The sequence below is a fragment of the Pseudonocardia sp. ICBG1293 genome (assembly GCF_020131355.1).
Classification (GTDB): Bacteria; Actinomycetota; Actinomycetes; order Mycobacteriales; family Pseudonocardiaceae; genus Pseudonocardia.
Map to the genome: position 1 here is coordinate 24,510 of NZ_JAHLEL010000057.1, position 24,124 is coordinate 48,633.

Consider the following 24,124-nt stretch of genomic DNA (forward strand, 5'->3'; position numbering starts at 1 on the left):
CGGTTCTGACGGGTTCTACCCTGGTCACGTGCCCACGACGCTCCGCCTGCTCCTCGCCGCCCTGCTCCTGCTGGCCGGGGTGGTCCTCGTCGTCCTCGCCGTGCTGGGGGCGACCGGCCGCCTGCCCCGCAACCGGTTCCTCGGTGTCCGCACCGCGGACAGCCTGCGCACCGCCGACGCGTTCACCGTCGCCAACCGGGTGGCCGCGCCTCCGGTGGGGGCCGCCGGGGCGGTCGCGCTCGTCGGCGGCACGGTGCTGGTGTTCCTGGACCGGACCGGCGCCGCCCCGTGGGTGCTGGGTGCGATCGCGCTGGTCGGGACGGTCGTGCTGGCCGGTCTCGGCGGTGCGGTCGGGGCGCGGGCCGCGGCGGCGGCGATCGCCGCGCAGACCGCGGCACCGAGCTGCGGCGGGGTCTGCGCCGGCTGCGACCTGGTCGCGGGCTGCCGTGACGCGACCGGCACCGAGCCGGGATCGGAGCCCGGGGCCCGGACCGGCCTCGCCCGCGAGGCCTGACCCGCACCGGTCGCGGCGCCCGAGCCGCCGGTGCGCCCCGGGACTCACCAGCCCCGCGAGCCCGGCCCGCCCTTGAACGGGCCCACGACGTCGTCGGTGACCCAGCCGCCGTAGAAGCCGCCCGGCTGCGGGCGGACCACCTCGCCGTCGAGGAGCACCCGCTCGAACGGCGCCACGTACACCGCGACCCGGTCGGTCAGCTCCGGGTAGCGCGCATCCGGCTGCGGGTACCACCACGCGACGTCGGCGAGCACCGGCGTGCCGGGGACGCGCACGTCGCAGTAGTGCGCGACGCCCTTCCACTCGCAGAAGGTCCGCTGCTCCCCGGGGACCAGCAGGCCGTCCCCGAACGCGGTGCGGGGCAGGTACCAGGTCGGCGGATGGCTCGTCTCCAGCACCCGCACCAGGTCCGCGGAGGCGGCGACGAGCGTCCCGCCGTGCCACAGCTCAGCGCGCCGGGCGACCCGCTCCGCGCGCGGGGGGCGCGGGTAGTCCCACACCGACTCCTGGCCGGGGCCGACGGGGTCGGGCTGCGGGCGACGGTCGAACGGCACGACCCCACGGTAGGCCGGTCGACGATCCCCGGCCCGCTCACGGCGTCGCCCTGCGACACGGCGACGACCGTGTGCGGTCCGGCCGGGGTCAGTTCCAGGCCGGATCCCGGGGGAAGGTGGCGAGCAGCGCCAGGGGCACGCCCTGGCGGCGCAGCACCCGTTCCCACAGCTGGTCGTAGACGGTGGTCAGCAGGTCGTCGGGCAGGCCGGGGACGACGTACCAGTCACCCCGGGCGATCTCGCCGCCCAGCTGGCCCGCGTCCCAGCCGGAGTAGCCGGCGAAAGATCCGCAGGCCGCGCACCCGCTGCGCGAGCGGGGCCGGGTCGGAGTCCAGGTCGACCAGCTGCACCGGGGGTCGCACCGGCATCAGGCCGCCGATCCCGCGGCCGGTCTCGCCGGTGCGCAGGGCGGCCAGGCAGAGGGCGGTACGCGTCTCGACCGGTCCGCCGACGAACATGGTCCCGGGGTCGCTGGTGAGCCCGGCCCAGCGCGGCAGCACGTCCCGCACGGCCGCCTGGCCCGGCCGGTTGAGCACGACCCCGAGGCTGCCCTGCGGACGGTGCTCGATCATGTAGACGACCGTCCGCGAGAAGTTCGGGTCGCCCAGGCCGGGGGCGGCGACGAGCAGACTCCCCGGCGTGACCGGGGGAAGGGCGGCGCCTCGCGTGGCGCGGTGTTCCCGCACCGGTCCATGTTCGCACCTGCGACGCGGACGCGGTGCCGCCACCCGTTCGCCGTAGTGGGAGACCTCCGCACGATCATCCATACGTTCGTGTAATACGTACGTACACCCTCGTGGACGTACGTACAGGACGGGTGTCCGGGTCAGAGGTTCTCGGCCGCCCAGGCCCGCAGCGCCGCCTCGGCCTGGCCGTCGTCCATCGGGCCCTGCTCCATCCGCAGCGCCAGCATGTGCCGGTAGGCCTTCCCGACCGCGGGGCCCGGCGGGATGCCCAGCAGCTCCATGATCCGGTTGCCGTCGAGGTCCGGGCGGATCGCGTCGAGCTCCTCCTGCGCGCGCAGCTCGGTGATCCGGTCCTCCAGGCCGTCGTAGTTGCGCTGCAGCGCCGAGGCCCGGCGCCGGTTGCGGGTCGTGCAGTCCGACCGGACCAGCTTGTGCAGCCGGTCCAGCAGCGGGCCCGCGTCGGTGACGTACCGGCGCACCGCGGAGTCGGTCCACTCGCCCTTGCCGTAGCCGTGGAACCGCAGGTGCAGGTAGACGAGCTGGCACACGTCGTCGACCAGGGCCTTGGGGTACTTCAGGGCACGCAGCCGCGTGCGGGCCATCTTCGCCCCGACCACCTCGTGATGGTGGAACGAGACCCGCCCGTCCGGCTCCTTGCGCCGGGTCGCCGGCTTGCCGATGTCGTGCAGCAGCGCGGCCAGCCGCAGCACCAGGTCCGGGCCGTCGTCCTCGCGCTCGATGGCCTGTTCCATGACGACCAGCGAGTGCGTGTAGACGTCCTTGTGCTGCATGTGCTCGTCGGTCTCGAGCTGCATGGCCGGGACCTCGGGCACGACGTGCCGGGCCAGGCCGGTGTCGCAGAGCAGCTCCAGCCCGCGCCGGGGGTGCTCCCCGAGCATCAGCTTGCTGAACTCGGCCTGCACCCGCTCCGCGGTGATCCGGGTCAGCTCGTCGGCCATCCCCGTCATCGCGGCGGTGACCCGCTCGGCGGGGGAGAAGCCGAGCTGGGAGACGAACCGGGCGGCGCGCAGCATCCGCAGCGGGTCGTCGGCGAATGAGCGCTCGGGGAGGTCCGGGGTGTCGAGCACGCCCTGGGCGAGAGCGGCGAACCCGCCGTGCGGGTCGACGAAGCGGCGGTCCGGCCCGGTGAGCTCGACGGCCATCGCGTTGACCGTGAAGTCGCGGCGCACCAGGTCGCCCTCGACGGTGTCGCCGAACCGGACCTCGGGGTTGCGGGAGGCGCCGTCGTAGGTGTCGGCGCGGAAGGTCGTCACCTCGAGCGTCTGGCCGTCGCGGCGCAGGCCGACCGTGCCGAAGGCGATCCCGGTGTCCCAGACAGCCTCGGCCCAGCCGCGCACGATCGCCAGGATCTGCTCCGGGCGGGCGTCGGTGGTGAAGTCGAGATCACCGGAGTCGCGGGCCGACGCCCCGGTACCGCGCAGCACCGCGTCCCGGACGCTGCCGCCGACGAGGTAGAGCAGGTGACCGCGGGCGGCGAAGCGGGCCGCCAGCTCGTCGGCGACGGACGGGACGTCGAGGAGTGCGACCACGGCATCCTCCTGTGCTCGCTGCAGCTCGTCCGGGTCCGGGGCCGAGCCGGCCGGGGGCCGGGTGGGCGGGATCACCTGTCGGGCGGTGGAGGACGGGGACGACGAGGACACGACGGGCCAGTCTAGGCAACGCGCCCGGACGGCGGGCACGGGTCCGGCGTCACGCCGCGTGCTCCGACCGCTGATCGACGGCGGGTCGACCGGGTGACGCGCGCCCCCGGGCGGCTCGTCGACCTCCCTCCGGGCCACCTCCTCGTTACCATCGCCACATGTCCACCTCCCGCGGCCGCTCCTCGGCAGGGCGCGGCGCGGAACCCGGTCGTGAGGGCCGGAGCGCACGCGCCGGCCGTGCCGGGCGCGCCGACCGGTCCCCGGACCGGCGCCGGCGGCTGCGCACGGTGGACGAGACGTCCGCGGGCGGTCTCGTGGTGCACCCCGGTACCGGTGCCGCCGCGCTGATCGGCCGGCTGGACCGGCGGGGCCGGTTGCTGTGGTCGCTGCCGAAGGGCCACATCGAGGCCGGTGAGACCGCCGAGCAGGCCGCGGTGCGCGAGGTGCAGGAGGAGACCGGCATCATCGGTGAGGTGCTGGCTCCCCTGGGCACCATCGACTTCTGGTTCGTCGCCGAGGACCGGCGCGTGCACAAGACGGTGCACCACTACCTGATGCGCGCGCTCGGCGGCGAGCTGTGCGACGAGGACGTCGAGGTCTCCGAGGTGGCCTGGGTGCCGCTCGACGAGCTCGAGGGCCGCCTCGCCTACGCCGACGAACGCCGGTTGATCCGGCATGCGGCCAACCTGCTGGAGGAGACGGCGTGAGCCGGGTCGCGGCCCTGGTCGCGATCGTGCTCACCGCGGTGGTGGCACTGCTGCTGCCCGCTGCCCTCCCGGCGGGCGCGACCCCGGCCGCCGCCCGGGACAGCCCGCGCCAGCAGCCCGCCGCCCCGGTCCGGCTCGACGTCGGCACGATGGCGCCCCGGGTGGTGACGTCGACGGGGCCGGGTGAGCTCGTCGTCACCGGGACCGTCACCAACACCGGCCCGGACGTCATCGACGACCTGTCCGTGCGGGTACAGCGCGGACCGGCGCTCGCCGGCGAGGCCGCGCTGCGGACGGCGCTCGCGGGGGAGGCCGCCGTCGACGACGCGACCCCGGCGTTCGCCGACCTCGGTCCGCTCGCCCCCGGCGCGTCGGTGCCGTTCCGCTACGCCGTCCCCCTCACCGGGCCGCCCCAGTCGACCCTGGCGCTGCCCGGCCCGGGCACCTACCCGTTGCTGGTGAACCTCAACGGCGCCGTGGACGGCACCCCGTCCCGGCTGGCCGGGGTCCGCACGATGCTGCCGGTCTCGTCGCTGCCGGGTGCCGTGTCGCCGCCCGCGCCGGCCGCCGCGCCGGTCACGATGCTGTACCCGATCACCGACGCGCCCCGCCGGGTCCCGCCGCTGCCCGGCGAGCCCCCGCTGCTCACCGACGACGACCTCGCCGGCTCCTTCGCCGAGGGCGGCAGGCTGCGCGGCCTGGTCGAGGCGCTGGGGGCGGCGGCGCCCGCCGGGTCCCCGACCCGGGCCGCGCTCTGCCTCGCGGTGGACCCCGAGCTGGTCGCCACCGCGGCCGCGATGCGCGAGGGCTACGGCGTCGTCACCGGCCCCGACGAGTCCGTGCCCGGCCGTGGCGCGGAGGCGGCGGGGCAGTGGCTGGCGGCGCTGACCGCGGCGGCCCGCGGGACCTGCGTGGTCGCGCTGCCGCCGTCGGACGCCGACCTGGTCGCCCTGGTCCGCGGCGGCCAGGCCGACCTCGCCCGGGACGCCCTGGACCGCGGGCGCCGGACGCTGTCCACCGAGCTGGGGACCACGATCCTCGACGACGTCGTGTGGCCGGCCGACGGGGTGGTGGACGAGGCGACGCTGGACGCGCTCGGTGGCGGTACCCGGCTGCTGCTCTCCGCGGACGGGGTGACCGGCACGGTGACCTCCGGCCGGGTGCGGGTCGGCGGGTCCGACGGCACCGGCCGCGACGCCGACGACTCCGCCCTGCTCACCGACCCGCTGCTCACCGAGGCCGCGACCGGGCCCACGGGCGTCGAGGTGCAGCAGGGGGACGCGGGCGGGCTCGCCGGCCAGGACCTCGCGGGTGCGCTCGCGTTCCGGGCCGGGGACGCCACGGGGCCCCTGGTGATCGCGCCACCGCACCGGTGGGCGGCAGGCGGACCGGCCGCCGCCGGGGTCCTGACGGCCCTGACCTCACTGATCGACGACGGCCGGCTCGCCCCGACCGCCCTGACCACGCTGACCGGCGGCGACGCGCCACCGGGCGGGACCCAGCTGTTCTACCCGCCGCAGGCCGGCGGTGCGGAGATCCCCGGGACGGTCGTGTCCGGGGTGGCCGACCGGGTCCGCACGATCGAGGCGCTGCGGGCCGCGGCCGAGGCGCGGACCGGGGTCGGGGCCAGCCCCGCGGACGTGTTCGACCCGCTGGTGACCGGCACCCTGCGAGCGGTGTCGTCGTGGTGGCGCGGGGACCCGGCCCGCGCCGATCGGGAGCAGGCCGTCGTCGCCGACCGGATCGCGCAGATCCGTGCGTCGGTGCGCGTCGTCGAACCGCCCAGCCCGTACTCGCTCGGCACCAGCGACGCGCCTCTGCTCATCACCGTCGCGAACGGGCTGCCGGTGACGATGAACGTACGGGTGGTGCTGTCGAGCACCACCGGGCTGCGGGTCGCCCCGATCGAGGTGCAGGCGGTTCCGCCGCGCGGCCGCGTCCAGGTACGGGTCAGCGCCCAGGTGACCCGTTCCGGGGTGTTCAGCGTCGACGCCGGTCTGCTCACCCCGGACGGCGTCGCGCTCGGTCCGGACACCCGGTTGCGGGTGCGGTCCACGGTCTACGGGACGGTCACGGTCTGGCTGACCGCGATCGCCGGCGGGGTCCTGGTGGTCCTGGTGGTCCGGCGGGTGCTGCGCAGGCTGCGGCCCGCCGCCGCGCCCGGCCCGTCCGCCGGAGCCGGCCCCGATCCCGGGGCCGGCTCCGGCGCAGACGCCCCGGCACCGCGGGGTCCGGCTCCCTCCGGACGCGCGCACCGCTCGTGAGACCGGCGAGACGAGGAACACTCGTGTCGCTCGCCGTGCGGTATTGACCGTTCGTCGCACCACAGGTGCTACCGGCCGAATCCGGGGGGCCGTGAGGCAAACCGATCGGTCCGGCCCTCCGAAGACAGTGAGGACGGGTGCGGAGGCGTGTTCTCGGCTCGTCCGCATCCGACCGAGTGCCGTAGGCTGACGCCGGACACGACACCGAGCGCCAGGGGAGGGCGAGGCCGTTGAGCGGGCAGATCGGCGAGCGCACTGCCCGGACCGGCCCCCACCCCGTCGAGGACGACGCGGCACCCCGTCCGCACCCGTCGCTCGACCCCGCCGACGCCGCGGCGACCGCCGACGCGCCCGGAGCCGCCGGCGTGCCCGCCGACGAGCAGCCCACCGCCACCGTGCCCGCCCAGGCGCGGCCCACCGAGCGGATCCCACCCGTCCGCGAGACCGCCGGCACCGCCGCGGGCTCGCCACTGACCGAGCGCTACGTGCTCCGCCAGCGGATCGGGTCCGACCCCGCCGCGGGGGCGGAGTTCTGGCGCGCCGAGGACACCGTGCTGCGCCGCCCGGTCGGCGTCACGCTGCTGCGCAGGCTGCCCGCCGACGACCGCTCCGACGACCCGGAGGGCACCGCCCGTGCGGGCGAGATGATCGTGCGGGCCCTGCGCTCGGGCTGCTTCGAGCACCCCGGCAGCGCCCGGCTGCTCGACGTGCTGGCCCCCGGCACGCACGGCCTGCCCACCGACGTGCTGGGTGCCGCCGTCGCCGAGTGGGTGCCGGGCCGCTCGCTGGCCGAGACCGTCGCCGAGGGCCCGGTGCGCGCGCAGCGGGCCGCCAAGGCCGTCGAGACCCTGTCCGCCGCCGCCACCGAGGCACACCAGCAGGGCCTGGTCCTCGGCTGCGACCACCCGCAGCGCGTCCGGATCACCCCGGACGGCCGCGCGATGCTCGCCTTCCTGCTCCCTCGCCCGTCGGTGTCCGCCGCCGACGACGTCCGCGGGCTCGGCGGGATCCTCTACTGCCTGCTCACCCGCCGCTGGCCGCTGTCGGTGTCCGACGCCGCCCGGGCCGGACTCGTCGCCGCCGACCGCACCCCCGCGGGACGGCTCCGGCCGGCCTCGCAGCTGCGGCCCGGGATTCCCCTGGAGCTCGACACGCTGTGCAGCGGCGCGCTGGGACAGGGCGAGGGCGTCAGCCGGGTGCACACCGCCGCGGCGATGCACCGGATGCTGGCCGACGTCGTCGCCGAGGACGCCGACCAGGCCTTCTTCCCCCCGGTCCACGACGGCGCCCCCGCCGAGCCCGACGACGTGTGGCAGGACTCCGACCGGCTGCCCGACACCCGTGACGACCCCCGGCGCCGCCGCAACCTGCGGATCGGACTCGGCGTGCTCGCCGTCGGTGTGCTGGTCGTGCTCGGCTGGGTCGCGGTGCAGCTGGGCATGCTGTTCGGTGGCGGCGGTACCCCGCCGGTGGTCATCCCACCGGCGGCGAGCGCACCGGTGCAGGTGCCCGCCCCGCAGGAGCCGGCCGCGCCGTCGGGTGCCGGCGCCCCGGTGCAGGACGTGACGGCGACGGTGTTCGACCCGGTCGGCGACGCGGACAACGCCGGCACCGTCGGCAACCTCGTCGACGGCGACCCCGCCACGGTGTGGACCACGAGCCGGTACTTCCAGCCCTTCCCGGCGCTCAAGCCCGGGATCGGGGTCCTGGCCTCGTTCGACGACGCCCTGCCGCTCACCGGGCTGACCATCGACTCGCCGACCGCGGGCGCGGTCGTGGAGGTCCGCTCGGCCCCGTCCGCGGAGCCGACGTCGGTCGCGCAGACGACCCTGCTCGACACCGTGACCCTCTCCGCGGGACGGACGACCGTCGGGCTCGACCCGGGCCGGCCCACCCAGCACGTGCTGCTGTGGATCACGAATCTGGGGCCGGACAACCAGGCGCAGATCGACGACATCGGGTTCCGGCGCACCGCACCCTGAGCGGACCCGTTCGCGATCGCGACGGACCGGCCCGGCAACACCCGCGCGCCCCCGGGCCCGCTGCCTACCGTGCGCGGGTGACCACCGTCGACCGGATCCCGGACCGGGCCCCGCCCGACCTGGACGAGATGTTCCGGACGTACGCCGACCGGCTCTGGTCGGTCGCCCTGCGGATGCTCGGCGACCCGGTCGAGGCCGAGGACGCCGTGCAGGAGGCGTTCCTGTCCGCGCTGCGCTCACCCGGGTTCCGCGGTGACGCCGCGACCGGGACGTGGCTGCACCGGATCGTCGTGAACGACTGCGTCGACCGGCTCCGCGCGGCCGGGCGCCGGCGGGACCGGCTGCGGGCGCCGGGCGCCGTCGTCGCGGCCCGGGAGCACGCTGGCGGGTTGGTGGTACGGCTCGCCGTGTCCGACGCGCTGGCGCTGCTCCCGGTCGACCAGCGGGCGGCGCTGGTGCTCGTCGACGGGCTGGGCTACGGCGTCGCGGAGGCGGCGGAGATGCTGGCGGTGGCGCCGGGGACGGTGAAGAGCCGCCGGGCCCGTGCGCGGGCACGGCTGGCCCCCGTGCTGCGGGAGGACGAGGGATGAGTGGTTCTCAGCAGTTCGACGACAACACGTCCTGCGGTAACCGTCAGGACGACGAGTACGGGTCCCTAGCTGCTTCGTGTCATCTCGACGATGACGGATTCGCCGAGGTCGGGGCGCAGGTCGCCCGCGAGCTCGGGCCGGTGGTGATGCCCGACGACGTGGCGGCCCGGATGCGGGCGCGGCTCCTCGCGGAGGTGCCACAGGGAGCTCCCGGACCGGAGCAGCTCGGGGCGTCGGCGGCCGCCCGCCCACCGTCGACCACCGGCACACCGTCGGAGACCTGCCCGCCGACGCGCCCCGGCACACCGTCGGGCACCGGCACACCGAAGGGCACCGGCACACCGACGTCGGGCATCGGCGCACCCGGGCCCGGCCGGGGGAGGACGGCACGCCGCGGAGCCACCGGCGTCCGCCGCACCCCGTGGCGAGCACTCGCCATCGCCGCGGCGGCACTCGTCGTCGCCGGGGTCGGCGCGTCCGCACTCGCGCCCACCGCGCCGGAGGTCGTCCCGGTCGCCGGGACCACCCCCGAGGAGCTCCGGTCCGCCGCGGCGGCAGCCCCCACGCCCGTCGGGGCGCTCGACGAGCCCGCCCGGGTGCGGGCCTGCCTCGCCGCCGCCGGCGACCCCCGGCCGGACGCGCCGTTGCTGGCCGTCCGTCCGCACACCGTCGACGGCGGGCGGGCGGTCCTGCTGGTCCTCGGTGCACCGGAACGCGGCCGCTACCGGCACGTCGTCGTCCCCCCGGACTGCCGCCCGGGATCGGCACGGGTGCTCGCGGAGACCACCACCGGCTGACCCGCCGGGCGCCGGCGACACCGGCATCACACCCCGCACGTTCGACGGCACCGACGAGCGGGAATGCCCCTGTCTAGGATCGCGTTCGAGCCATACGGCAGCCACGACGCAGGAGCCGGCCATCCGGGCCGGCACCCGCAGGCCCCGTCATCGCGCCCGTCGCCCGGGCGTGCCAGGAGGGATCGGTACCGGTGACCACCGACGACACGGTGCACAACCTGATCATCATCGGGTCCGGGCCGGCCGGCTACACCGCTGCGGTGTACGCCGCGCGGGCCCAGCTCGCCCCGCTCGTGTTCGAGGGCAGCCAGTTCGGCGGCGCCCTGATGACCACGACCGAGGTGGAGAACTACCCGGGCTTCACCGAAGGGATCATGGGCCCCGAGCTCATGCAGCAGATGCGCGGCCAGGCGGAGCGCTTCGGCGCGGACCTGCGCCCGCAGGACGTCGACGAGGTCAGCCTCGACGGCGACGTCAAGGAGGTGCGGGTCGGCAAGGAGACCTTCCGCGCCCGTGCCGTGATCCTCGCGATGGGTGCCGCACCGCGCTACCTGCACGTCCCCGGCGAGCAGGAGCTGCTCGGCCGCGGGGTCAGCTCCTGCGCCACCTGTGACGGGTTCTTCTTCCGCGACCAGAACATCGCGGTGATCGGCGGTGGCGACTCGGCGATGGAGGAGGCCACTTTCCTCACCCGCTTCGCCGAGACCGTCACCGTGATCCACCGCCGCGACGAGTTCCGCGCCTCGAAGATCATGTACGAGCGGGCACGGAACGACCCGAAGATGCGCTGGCGCACCAACACCGAGGTCACCGAGGTCACCGGTGAGGGCTCGGTCAAGCAGCTGCAGCTGCGCGACACCGTGACGGGCGAGACCGACACGCTCGACGTCACCGGCATGTTCGTCGCGATCGGGCACGACCCGCGCAGCGCGCTGGTGAAGGGCCAGGTCGGCGTCGACGACGAGGGTTACGTGACGGTGGACGGACGTACCACCTACACCGACGTCCCGGGCGTCTTCGCCTGCGGCGACCTGGTCGACCACACCTACCGCCAGGCGATCACCGCCGCCGGCTCCGGCTGCTCGGCCGCCATCGACGCCGAGCGCTGGCTGGCCGGCCACGAGGTCAGCTCCGAGCTGGCCGGTGGCGGCTACGGCTCGGAGGAGACCGCCCCGGCGGCCGCCGTCGCCGACGCCGCGCACTGACGGCCCGACCGGCCACCCGACAGATCCGCACCGCGATCGAAGGAGAACCCCATGGGCAACAACACCGTCGACGTCACCAGCAGCTCGTTCGACCAGGACGTCCTCAAGAGCGACAAGCCCGTCCTCGTCGATTTCTGGGCCACCTGGTGCGGCCCGTGCAAGATGGTCGCCCCGGTCCTGGACGAGATCGCAGGCGAGAACTCCGAGAAGCTGACCGTCGCCAAGCTCGACATCGACGCCAACCCGGAGGTCGCCCGCGACTACCAGGTCATGTCGGTGCCGACCATGATCCTGTTCTCCGGCGGCAAGCCGGTGAAGCAGATCGTGGGCGCGAAGCCGAAGGCGGCTCTCCTCGCCGACCTGTCCGACCACATCTGATCACTGTCCGTGCGCCGTGTAGCGCACCGACATCACGCTGCGTGTCCCGGTTGATCACAACCGGGACACGCGCGTATCCGCCCCGCTGCACTCCTTCGGGGACCACGCAGGGCACAATGAGTCCGGTACGCGTCCGGTCACCGGGCGGAACCGACTGATCACGGGCGCCGCACGGCGCCTCACGACTGCGAGCGAGGGGTGCATGCAGCTGCTCCGGCGCGGGGACTGCGGTCCGGCCGTACGCGAGATCCGGACGACGCTGGGACAGCTCGGTCTGCTCCCGGCGGTTCCGCCGGGTTCGCGCGCTCAGGACATGTTCGACGACGGCGTGGACCGCGCCGTCCGCATGTTCCAGCAGGGCCGCGGGCTCATCACCGACGGCATCGTCGGCCCGGACACCGCCCGCGCGCTGCGGGAGGCGGGCTGGAGCCTCGGCGACCGGATGCTGTCGTTCACCCTCTCCACCCCCACCACCGGCGACGACGTCGCCCACCTGCAGGAGCGTCTGCTCGAGCTGGGGTACAACCCGGGCCGCCCGAGCGGGCTGTTCGACCAGCAGACCGAGCAGGCCCTGATCCGCTTCCAGCGGGACTACGGCATGACCCCCGACGGCGTCTGCGGCCCGGAGACGCTGCGTGCGCTGCGCCAGCTCGGCCGCAAGGTCACCGGCGGCCGTCCGCACCTCATGCGTGAGCAGGAGCTGCTGCGCCGTGCCGGCCCGCGGATGCGTGGCAAGCGCATCGTCATCGACCCGGGCCACGGCGGACACGACCGCGGCGTCGACGTCGGCGGGGTCACCGAGGCCGACCTGATGTGGGATCTCGCGCGGCGCGTCGTCGGACGCATGTCGGCCACCGGCATGGAGGCCCTGCTGTCCCGTCCGGAGAACGGCAACCCGCCGGACGGCGAGCGCGCGCAGTTCGCCAACGACGTGGGCGCCGACCTCGTCGTGTCGCTGCACACCGACGCGAGCTTCAGCCCGCACGCCCAGGGACTGGCCACCTACTACTTCGGCAACGGGTCGGGCACGACCTCGAACGTCGGCGAGGCGCTCGCCGGGCTGATCCAGCGCGAGCTGCTCACCCGCACCTCGATGCTCGACTGCCGCAGCCAGACCTGCACCTGGGAGCTCGTCCGCCGGACCCGGATGCCCGCGGTGCGGGTCGAGGTCGGCTACCTGACCCATCTCGGGGACCGGCGCAAGCTGCTCGACCCCGGCTTCCGCGACGTCGTCGCCGAGGGCATCCTCGTCGCCGTCAAGCGCCTGTACCTGCTCGGACAGGACGACCAGCCCACCGGCACGTTCACCTTCAACGACGTGCTGGCCCGCGAGTACGGCAGGGACGAGATCCGGGCCGTCTGAGGCCCCTCACGGCGCCGAGGTCCACGCCCGGCCCCATGACCCGGGGCCGGGTGGGACGAGCCGCTCACGGGCCGCTCAGAGCGCCCTCAGATCGTCCCTGCGGTTGGTACGAACGAGAGCTGGCAGGACCCCGCACGCACCGGGGTGGCCGTCGGCCGGGGCGCCGTGGTCTGCATCGGGATCGTCACCGTGTTGAACAGCTGTTCGAGCGCGGCCTCGACGTCGGACTTCCACTCGAGCCCCGAGCGCAGCTCCATCCGCAGCCGCGGCCAGCGGTGGTGCGGGCGGACGGTCTTGAATCCGACCGACCGCAGGAAGTCCGCGGGGACCACACAGTCGGCCTCGGTGCCGGGTCGGGCGTCGCCGAACGCCTCGACGGCCTTGACCCCGCGCCGGGTCAGGTCCTTCACGACGGCCTGGGCGAGTGCCCGGCCCAGCCCCTCCCCGGCGAACTCCGGGGCCACCTGCATCGTGGTCAGCAGGACGGCGTCGGCGCTGACCGGGCCGGTCGGCATCTCGGTGGCGCGGGGGACCGAGGCCGGCGGCGCGAACAGCACGTACCCGGCGGGCGCCCCGCCGACGTAGACGACCCGGCCGCACGAGCCCCATTCCAGGAGCACCTCCGACAGCCAGGCCTCCTTCTCCAGATCGGTGGTGCCGTACTCCTCGGCCTGGTCGGCCGGCTGGGGCGAGAGCTCCCAGTAGACACAGTTCCGACAGCGCTTCGGCAGATCGCCGAGGTTGTCGAGGTTGAGCGCGGCAACGTGCCAGGACACGGAATCCGACCTCCGGATGTCGTCGTCGCGCGGTGCACGCGCTGCTGCACGGTCCGGCCCGTCAGGGCGTGGCCCCGACCCCGGCGCCGGAGCGACCGTCCCCCTGGCCGCCCCCGGGTCCTTCCGGACCCGCGCAGCCCGAGACTAGGTGGATTTCCACGATCCCGGCACCCCGTAAGGGCCCACCGGTACGAACGTCACGACGAAGGGCAGGGCGATCACCCGTCGCGGTTACACTCGGCGAGCCGTTTCCCCTCGCAGAGGAGCATGCGATGACCCTGCCCGACCGCCCGCAGCAGCCCGACGTCCGCCGTTCCGCGGCCGCGGCGGCCGCGCAGGCAGCGGCGGCAGGGGAGGGGGCCGTGGTCCCGCTCGCCCCCACCGAGCGCTTCGCGACCCGGACGGCCGGGATGACGGCGTCGGAGATCCGGGCGTTGTTCGCGGTCGCGAGCCGGCCCGAGGTCGTGTCGCTGGCCGGCGGTATGCCCAACCTCGCGGCGCTGCCGCTCCAGTCGCTGGCCCGCGAGGTCGCCGAGCTCGTCGACACCGACGGCATGTCCGCGTTGCAGTACGGCTCCGCCCAGGGGGTCCCACAGCTGCGTGAGCAGATCTGCGAGGTCATGCGGGAGGAGGGCATCGAGGCCGACCCGAACGACGTCGTCGTCACCGTCGGGTCGCAGATGGCCCTCGACCTGCTGACCCGGATCTTCGTCGACCCGGGGGACGTCGTCCTCGCCGAGGGCCCGTCCTACGTCGGCGCGCTGGGCAGCTTCGCCGCCTACCAGGCGCAGGTCGTGCACGTCGCGATGGACGAGCACGGACTGGTCCCGGAGCTGCTGCACGAGGCGCTGGAGTCGCTGTCCCGGCGCGGGATCGTCCCGAAGTTCCTGTACACGATCCCGAACTTCCACAATCCGGCCGGCGTGACACTGGCACACGAACGGCGTCCGCGGATCCTGGAACTGTGCCGTCGCTACGGCGTGATGGTCGTCGAGGACAACCCGTACGGGATGCTCGGGTTCGACGGCGAGGTGCACCCGGCGCTGCGCTCGTACGACCCGGACGTGCTGTACCTGGGGTCGTTCTCGAAGACGTTCGCCTCCGGCCTGCGCGTCGGCTGGGCGCTGGTGCCCCCGCTGGTGCGGGACCGGCTGGTGCTGGCGGCGGAGTCGGCGACGCTGTGCCCGCCGTCGTTCACGCAGATGCTGGTGTCGCGCTACCTGTCGCACCACGACTGGCGCAGCCAGATCAAGACGTTCAGCGAGAACTACCGCGAGCGCCGTGACGCGATGCTCGCCGCGCTGGAGACCTACCTGCCCGAGGGCTGCACGTGGAACGTCCCCGACGGCGGCTTCTTCGTGTGGCTGACCGTCCCGGAGGGCGTCGACACCAAGGCGATGCTGCCCCGCGCGGTCACCGCCCGGGTCGCCTACGCCTCCGGCACCGGCTTCTACGCCGACGGGTTCGGCAGCAGGCAGCTGCGGCTGTCGTTCTGCTTCCCGACGCCCGAGCGCATCACCGAGGGCGTGCGGCGGCTGGCGGCGGTGCTGGAGGCCGAGATGGACGTGGTGCGGACGTTCGGGACACCGGCCCGGCCCGGGCTGACCCGGGGGACCCAGAGCCCGTCGCCGGACACGACCTGAGGCGCGACGGCGTCGATGTTTCACGTGGAACGCCCCGGACCGGCTCCCGGTCCGGGGCGTTCCCGTTCATGGCGCAGAATGCCCGGGTGAGCGATCGAACGGTGGCCGTACTGGCCGGAGGCCTGTCCCACGAGCGTGAGGTGTCCCTGCGATCCGGTCGTCGGCTGGCTGGTGCACTGCGCGCGAACGGAGTCGACGTCCGCGAGTGGGACGTCGACTCCCGCCTGCTGGAGCGTCTGTCGACCGACCGGCCGGACGCGGTGGCCGTCGCGCTGCACGGGGGCGAGGGGGAGAACGGCGCGGTGCAGCAGGTCCTGGAGCTGCTGGGCATCCCGTTCGTCGGGACACCGTCCGGCGCCTGCCGGCGGGCGTGGGACAAGCCCAGCGTGAAGACCGAGCTCGTCCGCGCGGGCCTGTCGACACCGGACTGGGTCGCGCTGCCGCACTCGACGTTCCGCGAGCTCGGCGCCCAGGGCGTCCTCGGGGCCATCGTCGAGCGCCTGGGGCTTCCGCTCGTGCTGAAGCCGGACCAGGGTGGCTCGGCGCTCGGGGTGCAGGTGGTGCGGGAGGCATCGGATCTCCCGGCGGCGATGGTGAGCTGCTTCGCCTACGCCGAGACGGTGCTCGTGGAGCAGTTCGTCGCCGGGACCGAGGTCGCGGTGTCGGTCGTCCACGACGGGGAGCGGGCCCGAGCGCTGCCTCCGGTTGAGGTGGAGGTGCCGTCCGGGTTCTACGACTACACCTCCCGCTACACCCCCGGAGCCGCGACCTTCCACTGCCCGGCTCGGCTGCCCGCGGACGTCCTCGACGCGCTGGCCGAGACCGCGCTGGCCGCGCACCGGTTGCTGGGTATGCGCGACGTGTCGCGGACCGACGCGATCGTCGACACCGACGGGCACGTCCACGTGCTGGAGATGAACGTGTCCCCGGGACTGACCGACACCTCGCTGCTGCCGACCGCGGTCGCCGCGGACGGATCGGACCTCGCGACGGTGTACCAGGCGCTGGTCGAGCGCGCGGCAGCACGACAGGGCTGAGCGATGTTCCACGTGGAACCACACCGCTGTGGTTCCACGTGGAACACCCGCCGCGTGCGCCGTCGCCGGACCGGGACTCCCGCCCCGGCTCCCGGAGCGGACCCCCTGGCCCGTCACCGAGGGAGGGATGCCGCGGGGTGGGCAGTCCCGGGCCCACTCCTCCCCGTCCGTCGTCGCGACGTCACGGGAGCCGGCCGAGCACCACGCACCCGACGGTCGGGCGCAGCCGCTCCGCCTCGGACGGTCGCGGGCGGAGTGGCGCCGGGACGGTGGCCGGCCGCTCGGGGGCGGCGCCGTCCGGCCCGGCGGGCCTCGGCTCCCGCCTCACCGGTCCGACACCGGGGTGCTCGGATCGGTCCCGTGCAGGCCGTCCGGAGGCCGCAGGGCTCCTCGCAGCGACGCGTGGTGATGGATCGACGGCGATCGGGTCCCGTGCGCCGGCTGAGATAACACTCCGGCGAGGTCTCACGGCATGCGCAGGAGCGCCGTCCACCCGCGCCGGGCCCGATCCCGATCGGCCGGGTCGCCGGGCCGGTGTCCGGCCGGAGAGCTCCGAGCACCGACGGACGTCCACCTCCGACCCCGTGCACCCCGATCGGTCCGACGGGGCGGGGACGCGGTGCGGCGTGCGGTCGTCGTCTCCCCGCTCAGGGCGGCGACAGCAGGCGCCCGGCCAGGACATCCGCCCGATCCCGGGGCGTCGTCGCGGGACCGGCGATCCTGACCGGGCGGGCCGGCGGACGGCACGCGCCGACGGATCCGTGACGGACGACGGTCGGCCGCCCCACCTTCCCGCCCGGGACGCGGGGGAGGGGCCGGGTGGGAGAACGCTCCGAGCCCGGGTCGGCACGCCGACAGCAGGGGACCGGCCGTGCCGGGCGAGCCGGACCGGCCGGGAGTACCCATTCACCCGGGAGCCGGGCACGATCACCTCGGCGGCACGGGCGGTACGGGACGGGTCCCGGGGCGGCGGGAGCCGCGCCGCCGACGATCACGGCACCCGCTGCGTCGACGACCAGCTGCGCCTGCTCGCAGGTCCGGACCCGGAGCTACCCGGAGGTGTCGCCACCCCCGACACAGTGCACGTCGGCCACTGGTCCGCGACGAGCGCGAACGCCGCGGTCCGCCGGGATGCACGGTGGTGTTCCACGTGAAACACGTCGTGCGGGCGACCTGGCTGCCGCCTGCAGTGCGAGGCACGCACGTCAGGACACGCCGCCGGCGTGTCGTCCGCCGAGCGGGCCCTCGCCCGGTGCCGGTCCTGCCGCGGCGAGCGGGATGCCCTCTCGGAGCGGCAGTGTTCGGCAGGCGGACCCGGCACCGCTGCGGACCGGGCGGGGCCCGGCGTCCCGCCCCGGGCCCCGGACGCCATCGCGACCCCGACCGCCACGACTCGCACCCGGAGACCGCTCCGCTGCCGCGGGGACACACAGCGCCCCGCCCGAGTGCGACGGTCCCGATGGGGAACCGCTCCGGGCGCCACGGCCACGACCCGCCCCGAGGACGACGTGCGCGGCGGCGGAGCCGCTGTCCGCGGCCGCCGGACGCGATCCGGTCGGCGCCGGTTCCCCCTCCGCCGCGCCCGGCGCCGACGGGTGGCACCCCGCGCCCGGTGTCCGGCCACCACATCCACCACGCGCGCTGCGGCCGGGCGCTCGGGAGCACTGGGGCCACGGCAGGACACAGCCGATCCACCCACGCCGAACGCCCACACCACGGGACGGCACGTCGCGTGTTCCTCGCCTGATGCCGCCGGCCCGGCCCGGGGCCGGTGACCTCCGGTGCCCGACACGGAGGTCCCGGTTTCACGTGGAACACCACGCGGTGCGTCGCCCTGGGTCCTCTACCCGGCCACCACCGGGCCCGCGGTCGAGACCACCCGGAGGGCTCCCGCCGTCTCCCGGGGGCGTCGGAGCCACGAGGTGCATCGACCGGGACGGCGCGGCCGTCTCGGATGCAGGCGCACACCCGGCCGCGACGCGCGGTCGGTCACCGGACAGGGCAGCGGGGGCACGGACCACCACGCGAGCGGTCCCGCGATCCCCGCCGCACGGACCGCCCCGACGGCACCACGGCGACGAGACCCCTTCGCACCGGTGCCGCCGCCGACGCCGGGTGGGCCCCGCTGCCGAACCACCGCACACGCCCGGCCCCCACCGCCGAAGGGCACGGCCGCCCCGGATCGCACGCTGCGCACCGCGTCGCGGTGCCGAATTCATACGTACGTATGACCGAGACGATCGATCGCGAGCTCTGGAAGGGTCTGACCCCGTCGACCGCCACCCTCAGGTGCCGATCCGCCCCTGAGGAGCCGACAGGGCCGACGAAAGCCCTGCCCGGCCTCCCCATCAGCGAACACTGTCGCCGACCCCGCAACGGCCGTCTCAACGCGCCCTCAGATCGCCCGTACCGCGCTGCAACCGGAGAACGTCCGGACACCCGAGGAACGACCGCGGCCGCCGTCCGGGTGGACGGCGGCCGTCGGGGGCGGGAGATCCGTGCGGTCAGTCGCGCTCGCTGATCCCCATCAGCCCGGTGATCCGGTCGAGATCCTCGACCGACCCGAACTCCACGACGATCCGTCCCTTGCGCTGACCCATCTCGACCTTCACCCGGGTGTCGAACATGTCGGCAAGCCGGTCGGCACGCTCGACGAACTCCGGGCGCTGCTCGCCGCGACGACGGGCCCGGCGTTCCTGCGGCGGTCCCGTGTGGCGCGCGAGCACGACGGCCTCCTCGGTCGCGCGGACCGACATGCCCTCGGCGACGATCCGGGTGGCGAGGTCCTCCTGCTGCCCGGCGTCCTCGAGACCGAGCAGGGCGCGCGCGTGCCCGGCCGACAGCACGCCGGCGGCGACCCGGCGCTGCACCGAGACCGGCAGCTTCAGGAGCCGGATCATGTTGGTGACGACGGGGCGGCTGCGCCCGAGCCGGTCCGCGAGCTCGGAGTGGGTGACACCGAACTCGGCGAGCAGCTGCTCGTAGGCGGCGGCCTCCTCGAGCGGGTTGAGCTGGACGCGGTGGATGTTCTCCAGCAGCGCGTCGCGCAGCATCACGTCGTCGGCGGTGTGCCGGACGATCGCGGGCAGGGTCTCGAGCCCGGCGCGCTGGGCGGCGCGCCAGCGGCGCTCACCCATGATCAGTTCGTAGTCGACCCCGGAGCGCCGGACCACGATCGGTTGGAGCAGACCGAACTCGCGGATCGAGTGCTCCAGCTCGGCGAGCTGCTCGTCGTCGAACTGCAGACGGGGCTGCTTGGGGTTGGGCACGATCCGCCGCAGCGGGATCTCGCGGTACTCGGCACCGCCGTCGACGACCGCGGTCTCGGGATCGTGGTCCTCGCGCTGGACGGCGGGCGCCGGACGGTGCAGCGGTGCGCCGGGACCGCCGGTGCCCGGCCGGGCACCGGACTCGGGCGGTCCGGTGGGGATGAGCGCGGCGAGGCCGCGTCCCAGTCCGCCCTTGCGCTCGGCCATCTCAGTGACCGTCCGGGCGGTAGGCGCCGCTCGCCCCGTGCTCGGCGATCTCACGGGCCGCGTCGATGTAGCTCATCGCGCCGCGGGAGCCGGGGTCGTAGGCGAGCACCGTCTGGCTGTAGCCGGGGGCCTCGGAGACCTTCACGCTGCGCGGGATGACCGTGCGCAGCGCCGTCGGGCCGAAGTGCTGGCGGACCTCGGAGGTGACCTGGTCGGCGAGCTTGGTGCGGCCGTCGTACATGGTCAGCAGGATCGTCGAGACGTGCAGCGAGGTGTTCAGGTGCGACCGGACGAGGTCGATGTTGGACAGCAGCTGCCCGAGACCCTCCAGCGCGTAGTACTCGCACTGGATCGGGATGAGCACCTCGGACGCCGCGACGAGCGCGTTGACCGTGAGCAGGCCCAGTGACGGCGGGCAGTCGATGAGCACGTAGTCGACGTCGAGCCGGGACAGCGTCTCGTCGTTGAGCGCCTGGGCCAGCCGGGACTCACGGGCGACCATGCTGACGAGCTCGATCTCGGCGCCGGCCAGGTCGATCGTGGCCGGCAGGCAGAGCAGGTTCGGCGACGCGGTGCTGACCGCGACGGCCTCCTCGAGGGGGATCTCGCCGAGCATCACCTCGTACACCGACGGCGTTCCCGTGCGGTGCTCGACGCCCAGCGCGGTGGACGCGTTGCCCTGCGGGTCGAGGTCGATCACCAGCACGCGGATCCCGTGCAGGGCCAGCCCCGCGGCGAGGTTGACGGTGCTGGTCGTCTTGCCGACCCCACCCTTCTGGTTCGCGACGCCCATGACGCGGCGCGCGGCGGGGCGGGGCATGCCGTGCCGGTCGGGGTGCAGGACGCGTGCGGCCCGCTCGGCCTCGTCCGCGATGGGGGTCCATCCGGCACTCATGCGCGACCCTCGCTTCCTGGACGGTTCGTGCCCGGTCGGTGTTCCACGTGAAACGGCGCTCCGGCACCCATCATCGCCGTTCCTTCCTCCGGTTGCGGCGGGGCGCGCCGGTCCGCGGGATCTCGACCACCGTGGTCAGCGGATCGACCACACCGGCTCCGGTCTCGTGGATCCGGGGCTCGCCCCCTCCGAGCGCACGGACCGCCGCGGCGTCGCGGGCGATCTCGTCCGGGGCGGAGGCGCCCTTCAGTACCAGCATCGCACCCCCCAGCCGCAGCAGCGGCAGGCAGATGCCCGCGAGCCGGGCCAGCGGTCCGACGGCCCGGGCGGTGACGACGTCGGCCCCCTCCCATCGTCGCAGAACGGGCCGCTCCTCGGCACGCCCCCGTTCGACGACGATGTCCAGGCACAGATCGGTCAGCACCTCGTCCAGCCACTCCACGCGACGGGCGAGCGGCTCGATGAGCACGATCTGCAGGTCGGGCCGGGCCAGCGCGAGCGGGATGCCGGGCAGCCCCGCGCCCGAGCCGACGTCGGCGACCCGGGCATCGGCGGGGACGACCTCCCCGAGGACCGCACAGTTGAGGACGTGCCGGTCCCACAGCCGGTCCCGTTCGCGCGGGCCGATCAGCCCGCGTTCGGTCCCGGAGGTCGCGAGGTGCTCGACGTAGCGGACGGCCAGCCCGGTCCGGTCGCCGAACACCTTCTCCGCGACCTCCGGGGTCGGGATGGGGGAGGTGGTCACTTCTTGTGGACCACGACCTGGCGGCGCGGCTCCTCGCCCTCGCTCTCGGAGACGACGCCCTTCACCGTGGCGACGGCGTCGTGCACGACCTTGCGCTCGAACGGCGTCATCGGCCGCAGCCGCGCGGACTCGCCGCTGGTCCTGACCTCCTCGGCGGTCTCCAGGCCGAGCGCGGTCAGCTCGTCGCGGCGCTGCCGCCGCCAGCCGGCGATGTCGAGCATGAGACGGCTACGGCTGCCCAGCTGCTGCTGGACGGCGAGCCGGGCCAGCTCCTGCAGGCTCTCCAGCACCGAGCCCTTGTCGCCGACGAGCTTCTGCAGGTCGTCGTCGTCCTCGGCGCCCTCGATGCTGACGATGGCGCGGCCGCCCTCGACGTCGAGGTCGATGTCGCCGTCGTAGTCCAGGATGTCCAGCAGGCGCTCCAGGTAGTCACCTGCGACGTCGCCCTCCTGGATCAGCAGGCTCTCGCCGGACGGCTTGTCCTGCACGTCCGGACCCTCGGCGGGCTCCTTGGCGGTGGTGGGCACGCGCAACTCCTCTCGTGAACGGTTCGCGGTCGGCCGCGCCCGGGCCCGCGCGGCGGTGGGGTCCGCCGGGGCCGGCGGGACGCGCCGGGTCTCTCGGGGTGGTGCGGGACCGTCAGCGGCGCTTACCGCGCCGGGCCTTCGCACCCGGGCGCTTCTGCACCGGCTTCGCCCCGGGCTTCTTCTGCCCGTTGCCGTTCCCGTTGCTGTTTCCGTTGCGGGCCGCGCCGGTGCCTGCCGTGCCGGTGTCGGCGGAGGCGCCGTCGGATCCGGTGGCGCGGGACCCGGACGCCGCCTCGGCGGCCTCCTCCTCGGCCTGCTGGATCGGCTCGTCGGCGATCTCGCGGACGTCCTCGGCGGTACCACGGCGGGCGTCGCGGATCGGCTTCTGGCCGGGGCGCGGGGCGCGGGCCTTCGCGGACTCGGTGGCCTTCTCGGCCTTGTCCGTCTCCTCGGCGTCGATCTTGCGGTAGACGACGTACTGCTGGCCGAGCGTCCACAGGTTGTTGGCGACCCAGTAGAACAGGACCGCGAGCGGCAGGAACGGCGCACCGACGACGACGCCGATCGGGAACACGTAGAGCATCAGCTTCTGCATGATCTCGGCCTGCGGGTTCGCCGCGACGGTGCCGGCGGCGATCTGGGCCTGCTGGCGGGCGACCGAGTGGCGTGCGGTGATGTGGGTGAAGATGCCCGCCGCGATCATCAGCGGGATCATCACGATCCACTGCGAGACCAGGTTCCCGCCGAGCTCGGCGACCGACGCAGTGTTCTGCAGCGGCCACACGGCCGAGCCCAGCTTCGCGCCGAACAGGCTCGAGTCGACGAACGACGCGTTCTCGGCCGCGTTGAAGACGTAGTTCTCGGTCTTGCCCGGCTTGAACTCGCGCAGCACGTGGAACAGACCGATGAACACCGGGATCTGCACCAGGATGGGCAGGCAGCCCATCAGCGGGTTGGCGCCGTTCTGCTGCTGGAGCTTCTGCATCTCCGTCGCGAGCTTCTGGCGGTCGTTCGCGTACTTCTTCCGGAGCTTCTGCATCTCCGGGGCCATCTCCTGCATCTTGCGCATGGAGCGGACCTGCACGACGAACGGCTTGTAGAGGATGACGCGCAGCGTGAAGACGAGGAACACGACCGACAGCGCCCAGGCGAACCCGTTGTCGTCGCCCAGCACGAAGCCGAAGACCTTGTGCCAGACCCACATGATCCAGCTGACGGGGTAGTAGATGAAGTCCAGCACTGCTGCGTTGCTCCTCGTGGTCTCGGGCGGGGCCCGCGGGTCAGCGGTCCGTACCGCGTGAGAGGCCTTCGGTCCGGTGCGGGTCGATGGACGTCTGCTCCGGCCCGGGATCGGGTTCGGTGCCGCTGTGCGGGACCCCGTCGCTGCGCCTGCGGCGCGGCGGCACCGGGTCCCACCCGCCAGGGTGCCACGGAGCACACTTGAGCAAGCGCCACACGGTGAGGCCGAGGCCGCGCACGAGGCCGTGCACCTGGAACGCCTCGACCGCGTAGGCGCTGCAGCTCGGGTGGAACCGGCAGCTCGGCATCAGGTTCGGGGAGATCCACACCTGGTACCAGCGCACGGCCGCCATCGCGGCGCGCGCGCCGACGCCGGGCCGGGGACCGGGGGCCTGCCCGTCGTCCATCGGGGCCTCCTCACCGGTCCGGGCCGTGTCACGGGGCGTGCTCATCGCGGGCCGTCCGCGGCCGGGCGCGGACGGCGCGGCCGCTGCGCCGCGCGCAGTGCGGAGTCGAGGTCGGCCGCCAGCTCGGCGGACGAGGCGTCACCGGCGGGCGGCAACGCACGGACGACGAGTGCGGCGCCGGCGGGCAGCGCCGTCAGCCGGTCCGCGACCAGGTGCCGCAGCCGCCGGGACACCCGGTGCCGGACCACGGCGTTGCCCACGGCCTTGCTCACGACGAAACCCGCCCTCGGCGAGGCGTGCTCGGGCACGCCGCCGGGGCGGGTCAGGTCGAGATGCACCACCAGCCTCGACCGGCCGGCGCGTCGTCCGCGCCTGATCGTCGAGGCGAACTCGGGCCGGCGGGTGAGCCGGGCGTGTGCCGGCAGCACGGCGCGGGCCGGTGGGGGCGCCGGCCGTCAGGCCGAGAGGTTGCCGCGCCCCTTGCGACGGCGCGCGGCGAGGATCGCGCGGCCGGCGCGGGTGCGCATGCGCAGCCGGAAGCCGTGCGTCTTGGCCCGGCGGCGGTTGTTCGGCTGGAAAGTACGCTTGCTCACGGTCGGCTCCTGGTCGGCGGTTCGCAGGCGTCCTGCGACGCCGAGATCTCTACGGTCACTGGCTCGGGTTCGTGGGCCACCGGCC

22 protein-coding genes and 1 pseudogene are annotated in these 24,124 nt (G+C 74.6%); 11 read left to right on the forward strand and 12 right to left on the reverse strand.

Translation table 11 applies throughout. The annotated features are described in order from the left end of the window. Positions 1-28: 28 nt before the first annotated feature. Positions 29-514: an SdpI family protein gene (locus KPF47_RS32985; protein WP_224392649.1), complete on the forward strand. Its 486-nt coding sequence runs from the start codon at positions 29-31 to the stop codon at positions 512-514. A 44-nt stretch (positions 515-558) separates the two neighbouring features. Here the strand turns inward: KPF47_RS32985 and KPF47_RS32990 are convergent, their stop codons facing one another. From KPF47_RS32990 to KPF47_RS33000, 3 genes and pseudogenes are all read right to left on the reverse strand, one after another. Then, a complete protein-coding gene (locus KPF47_RS32990; RefSeq protein WP_224392650.1) occupies positions 559-1,068 on the reverse strand; it encodes a DUF427 domain-containing protein in 510 nt (169 codons plus the stop codon). Between the two features lie 88 nt (positions 1,069-1,156). After that, positions 1,157-1,754 (reverse strand): annotated as a pseudogene (locus KPF47_RS32995) (YqgE/AlgH family protein). Positions 1,755-1,894: 140 nt separating this feature from the next. Next, positions 1,895-3,379 (reverse strand): CCA tRNA nucleotidyltransferase, encoded by a 1,485-nt coding sequence (locus KPF47_RS33000; RefSeq protein WP_374108936.1) that lies wholly within the window; start codon positions 3,377-3,379, stop codon positions 1,895-1,897. A 194-nt stretch (positions 3,380-3,573) separates the two neighbouring features. Here KPF47_RS33000 and KPF47_RS33005 point away from each other — a divergent pair, with 194 nt between their 5' ends. From KPF47_RS33005 to KPF47_RS33040, 8 genes are all read left to right on the forward strand, one after another. Beyond that, positions 3,574-4,122 (forward strand): NUDIX hydrolase, encoded by a 549-nt coding sequence (locus KPF47_RS33005; RefSeq protein WP_062399002.1) that lies wholly within the window; start codon positions 3,574-3,576, stop codon positions 4,120-4,122. Beyond that, the gene (locus KPF47_RS33010) at positions 4,119-6,386 is read left to right on the forward strand and encodes a DUF6049 family protein (RefSeq protein WP_224392651.1); all 2,268 of its coding nucleotides are present in this window, start codon (positions 4,119-4,121) and stop codon (positions 6,384-6,386) included. The genes KPF47_RS33005 and KPF47_RS33010 overlap by 4 nt, the downstream gene beginning before the upstream one ends. 230 nt (positions 6,387-6,616) lie before the next feature. Next, positions 6,617-8,368, forward strand: coding sequence for a protein kinase family protein (locus KPF47_RS33015; RefSeq protein ID WP_224392652.1), 1,752 nt, complete (start codon positions 6,617-6,619; stop codon positions 8,366-8,368). Positions 8,369-8,445: 77 nt separating this feature from the next. Next, complete coding sequence (locus KPF47_RS33020; protein ID WP_224392653.1) at positions 8,446-8,958, forward strand: sigma-70 family RNA polymerase sigma factor; 513 nt, start codon at positions 8,446-8,448, stop codon at positions 8,956-8,958. Beyond that, positions 8,955-9,755, forward strand: a complete 801-nt coding sequence (locus tag KPF47_RS33025; RefSeq protein ID WP_224392654.1) for a hypothetical protein — start codon at positions 8,955-8,957, stop codon at positions 9,753-9,755. Before KPF47_RS33020 ends, KPF47_RS33025 begins: the two co-directional genes overlap by 4 nt. A gap of 191 nt (positions 9,756-9,946) precedes the next feature. Further along, positions 9,947-10,960, forward strand: a complete 1,014-nt coding sequence (gene trxB / locus KPF47_RS33030; RefSeq protein ID WP_224392655.1) for a thioredoxin-disulfide reductase — start codon at positions 9,947-9,949, stop codon at positions 10,958-10,960. Positions 10,961-11,011: 51 nt separating this feature from the next. Continuing rightward, a complete protein-coding gene (trxA, locus tag KPF47_RS33035) occupies positions 11,012-11,338 on the forward strand; it encodes a thioredoxin (RefSeq protein WP_224392656.1) in 327 nt (108 codons plus the stop codon). Between the two features lie 202 nt (positions 11,339-11,540). Further along, positions 11,541-12,701 carry an N-acetylmuramoyl-L-alanine amidase gene (locus KPF47_RS33040; RefSeq protein WP_224392657.1) on the forward strand — a complete coding sequence of 387 codons (1,161 nt, stop codon included), beginning with the start codon at positions 11,541-11,543 and terminating at the stop codon, positions 12,699-12,701. Between the two features lie 86 nt (positions 12,702-12,787). On the opposite strand, the gene KPF47_RS33045 is transcribed toward KPF47_RS33040, so the two are convergent. Beyond that, the gene (locus KPF47_RS33045; protein ID WP_224392658.1) at positions 12,788-13,477 is read right to left on the reverse strand and encodes a GNAT family N-acetyltransferase; all 690 of its coding nucleotides are present in this window, start codon (positions 13,475-13,477) and stop codon (positions 12,788-12,790) included. Between the two features lie 272 nt (positions 13,478-13,749). Between KPF47_RS33045 and KPF47_RS33050 the strand changes: the two genes are divergently transcribed. Then, complete coding sequence (locus tag KPF47_RS33050) at positions 13,750-15,120, forward strand: PLP-dependent aminotransferase family protein (RefSeq protein ID WP_224392659.1); 1,371 nt, start codon at positions 13,750-13,752, stop codon at positions 15,118-15,120. Positions 15,121-15,206: 86 nt separating this feature from the next. Continuing rightward, positions 15,207-16,157, forward strand: a complete 951-nt coding sequence (locus KPF47_RS33055; protein WP_224392660.1) for a D-alanine--D-alanine ligase — start codon at positions 15,207-15,209, stop codon at positions 16,155-16,157. 2,504 nt (positions 16,158-18,661) lie between these two features. Here the strand turns inward: KPF47_RS33055 and KPF47_RS33060 are convergent. The 8 genes from KPF47_RS33060 to rpmH all read right to left on the reverse strand — a co-directional run bounded on the left by KPF47_RS33060 (position 18,662) and on the right by rpmH (position 24,039). Further along, entirely contained in the window at positions 18,662-19,633 is a 972-nt protein-coding gene (locus KPF47_RS33060; RefSeq protein WP_224392661.1) for a ParB/RepB/Spo0J family partition protein, read from the reverse strand. A 1-nt stretch (position 19,634) separates the two neighbouring features. Then, on the reverse strand, positions 19,635-20,528 hold the full coding sequence (locus KPF47_RS33065) for a ParA family protein (RefSeq protein WP_224392662.1): 894 nt from the start codon (positions 20,526-20,528) through the stop codon (positions 19,635-19,637). Between the two features lie 70 nt (positions 20,529-20,598). Then, the gene (rsmG, locus tag KPF47_RS33070; RefSeq protein WP_224392663.1) at positions 20,599-21,273 is read right to left on the reverse strand and encodes a 16S rRNA (guanine(527)-N(7))-methyltransferase RsmG; all 675 of its coding nucleotides are present in this window, start codon (positions 21,271-21,273) and stop codon (positions 20,599-20,601) included. Further along, positions 21,270-21,800, reverse strand: a complete 531-nt coding sequence (locus tag KPF47_RS33075) for a R3H domain-containing nucleic acid-binding protein (protein ID WP_224392664.1) — start codon at positions 21,798-21,800, stop codon at positions 21,270-21,272. Before KPF47_RS33075 ends, rsmG begins: the two co-directional genes overlap by 4 nt. A gap of 112 nt (positions 21,801-21,912) precedes the next feature. After that, complete coding sequence (gene yidC, locus KPF47_RS33080; protein ID WP_224392665.1) at positions 21,913-23,040, reverse strand: membrane protein insertase YidC; 1,128 nt, start codon at positions 23,038-23,040, stop codon at positions 21,913-21,915. Between the two features lie 40 nt (positions 23,041-23,080). Then, positions 23,081-23,491, reverse strand: a complete 411-nt coding sequence (gene yidD / locus KPF47_RS33085; protein ID WP_308015560.1) for a membrane protein insertion efficiency factor YidD — start codon at positions 23,489-23,491, stop codon at positions 23,081-23,083. Further along, entirely contained in the window at positions 23,488-23,874 is a 387-nt protein-coding gene (gene rnpA / locus KPF47_RS33090) for a ribonuclease P protein component (RefSeq protein WP_208820459.1), read from the reverse strand. Before rnpA ends, yidD begins: the two co-directional genes overlap by 4 nt. Positions 23,875-23,901: 27 nt before the next feature. After that, a complete protein-coding gene (gene rpmH, locus KPF47_RS33095) occupies positions 23,902-24,039 on the reverse strand; it encodes a 50S ribosomal protein L34 (RefSeq protein WP_020622600.1) in 138 nt (45 codons plus the stop codon). Between the last annotated feature and the right edge of the window lie 85 nt (positions 24,040-24,124).

Excerpts from the sequence above, each read along its gene's own strand:
- KPF47_RS33025 (WP_224392654.1), top strand. The coding sequence starts at position 8,955 with ATGAGTGGTTCTCAGCAGTTCGACGACAACACGTCCTGCGGTAACCGT.
- trxA (WP_224392656.1), top strand. The coding sequence starts at position 11,012 with ATGGGCAACAACACCGTCGACGTCACCAGCAGCTCGTTCGACCAGGAC.
- yidD (WP_308015560.1), bottom strand. The coding sequence starts at position 23,491 with ATGAGCACGCCCCGTGACACGGCCCGGACCGGTGAGGAGGCCCCGATG.
- KPF47_RS33040 (WP_224392657.1), top strand. The coding sequence starts at position 11,541 with ATGCAGCTGCTCCGGCGCGGGGACTGCGGTCCGGCCGTACGCGAGATC.
- KPF47_RS33060 (WP_224392661.1), bottom strand. The coding sequence starts at position 19,633 with ATGGCCGAGCGCAAGGGCGGACTGGGACGCGGCCTCGCCGCGCTCATC.
- KPF47_RS33050 (WP_224392659.1), top strand. The coding sequence starts at position 13,750 with ATGACCCTGCCCGACCGCCCGCAGCAGCCCGACGTCCGCCGTTCCGCG.
- KPF47_RS33065 (WP_224392662.1), bottom strand. The coding sequence starts at position 20,528 with ATGAGTGCCGGATGGACCCCCATCGCGGACGAGGCCGAGCGGGCCGCA.
- KPF47_RS33005 (WP_062399002.1), top strand. The coding sequence starts at position 3,574 with ATGTCCACCTCCCGCGGCCGCTCCTCGGCAGGGCGCGGCGCGGAACCC.